The organism is Polaromonas sp. P3_C2 (assembly GCF_056402675.1).
In genome coordinates this window covers 1-1,854 of record NZ_JBFUGX010000738.1, presented here as the reverse complement: position 1 = coordinate 1,854, position 1,854 = coordinate 1, and the positions used below count along the sequence as shown (strand labels likewise).

At 59.7% G+C, this 1,854-nt stretch carries 2 protein-coding genes; both read left to right on the top strand.

From position 1 onward, the window contains the following. Positions 1–175 precede the first annotated feature (175 nt). Positions 176–856, top strand: a complete 681-nt coding sequence (locus tag AC1DWI_RS21365; RefSeq protein ID WP_477669567.1) for a response regulator transcription factor — start codon at positions 176–178, stop codon at positions 854–856. Beyond that, positions 853–1,854 (top strand): histidine kinase dimerization/phospho-acceptor domain-containing protein (locus AC1DWI_RS21360; RefSeq protein ID WP_477725696.1); only part of this gene is annotated, 1,002 nt, incomplete at its 3' end. The genes AC1DWI_RS21365 and AC1DWI_RS21360, both read left to right, overlap by 4 nt.

Here is a 1,854-nt window from a genome sequence, read left to right as displayed (position 1 = left end):
GTGTCTTGTCTTAAATCCTCCTTAACGATTTGGTGACGCTGCGAATTTTGACAAAAGCCCAGGAAAAGGTCGCCCAATACTTAACGCATTCTTAAGGCGGCGTTAAAGCCCTGTGCGCAGGTGCAGACCGGCTACATGCCTTTGTTTTCCACGCGGGTCCGGCGGACAATGCTGCATGCGCGTATTAGTTGTCGAGGATGATGAAGGCATTGCCAAAGGGCTTGAAAGTCATCTGAAGCAGTTGGGCTGGGCTATCGATATCGCTAGCGGTGTTGAATCGGCTTGGACCGCGCTAAAGGTCGAACCCTTTGATCTGGTTCTGCTCGATCTCGGCCTTGAGGATGGCGACGGCTCGGAAGTGCTTAAGCGTCTACGCTTGGCTCCCGCAGGCTCCCTTCCCGATGCCGGCACGCCAACGCTGATCATGACCGCGCGTGACCAGGTTGCCGCACGGATCGAGTGCCTGGATATGGGAGCCGACGATTACGTGACGAAGCCCTTTAATCCCGATGAATTGGCCGCGCGCATGCGCGCGCTTCGGCGAAGGGCTGTCGGACGCGCCCAAGCTACGATAACGGCCGGCGCCTTAGTAATCAATCCGGCCACGCGGGCCGTTCACCTGAACGGAAAATCGGTTGAGCTGGCCCCGCGGGAGTTCGGTGTCTTGCTGGCTTTAGTGGAGGTTAGGCCCCGCGTACTGTCACGGCCGCAGATTGAAGCCCGGCTCTACAGTTGGGGCAATGCGCTCGACAGCAACGCCGTGGAGGTTCATGTGCATCACCTGAGAAAGAAGCTGGGTGAGGACGTAATACGCACACTGCGCGGCGTCGGTTACTTCGTACCGGAGAAACCATGAGGGTTGCGCAGATGTCGCTGACCACGAGCCTTATGGCTTGGGCGCTGGGCGCGCTATTGATTGTCTGGGGTGGTTTTATCGCATTGGGCTACCGCACGGGTATTCACGAGGCTGACGAGCTCACGGATGGCCACTTGGCCAGCGTCGCTTTTCTTGAACTTGCGGAAAGTTTTGCCGGTGTCGACTCACGCACTGACTTCAGCAACACCGCCGCGCTGTCCAACCTGAAGAGTCACGATTACCAGCGCTCCATGAGCGTGGTGATGTGGGACGGGCAAGGCAAAACGCTTATGCGTATCGGAGACGCGCCGCCTGTCGCTTTCAATATGCGCGAAGGCTTTGAGAACCTGACGCTGGGCTCACCGCCGGTTCCCTGGCGGGCATTTTCGCGCTGGGACGGGCCTGACCGAACGCGCAAGGTAACCGTGCTGCTTGATTCAGCAGAGCGTGATGACCTGGCAAAAGACATTGCCGGGCAAGTTGCCGGCCCCGGTTTTTGGCTGCTGCCCGTGGTTGCGCTGGCGCTGGGCTTTGCAATCCACCGGGGTTTAAGACCCCTGTACGCCTTGTCGCGCGATGTGGACGCCCTGGACATTCACAGGGCCGCCCCGCTTCAAGGGCCCTACTCGCAGCGTGAGTTCCGGGCTGTTGTGGATTCGATCAACACGCTGGCGAGTCGCTACCAATCGGCCGTTGAAAGAGAGCGGGAACTGGCCAGTGAACTGGCGCATGAACTGCGCACGCCTCTGGCCTCGCTGACCCTGCAGGCGCACGCCTTGAGGCGAGCTGCCTCCGGCGAGGAACGCGATTTACTTTTGTCGCAACTCGAGCAGGACGCTTTGCGGGCAGGCCAGGTCCTGGCGAACCTACTGGCGCTGGCGCGCGCAAGCCGGACCGACTTGCTCGAAGCACGGCAAGCGTTGAACCTGGATGAAATAGCGCTGAGCGAGATAGCCGAGTTCGGCCAGGCTGCCATGGAAACCCGACATGATCTATCC

Bases quoted from the DNA above. Each gene is read 5' to 3' on its own strand.
- AC1DWI_RS21365 (WP_477669567.1), top strand. From the start codon at position 176: ATGCGCGTATTAGTTGTCGAGGATGATGAAGGCATTGCCAAAGGGCTT.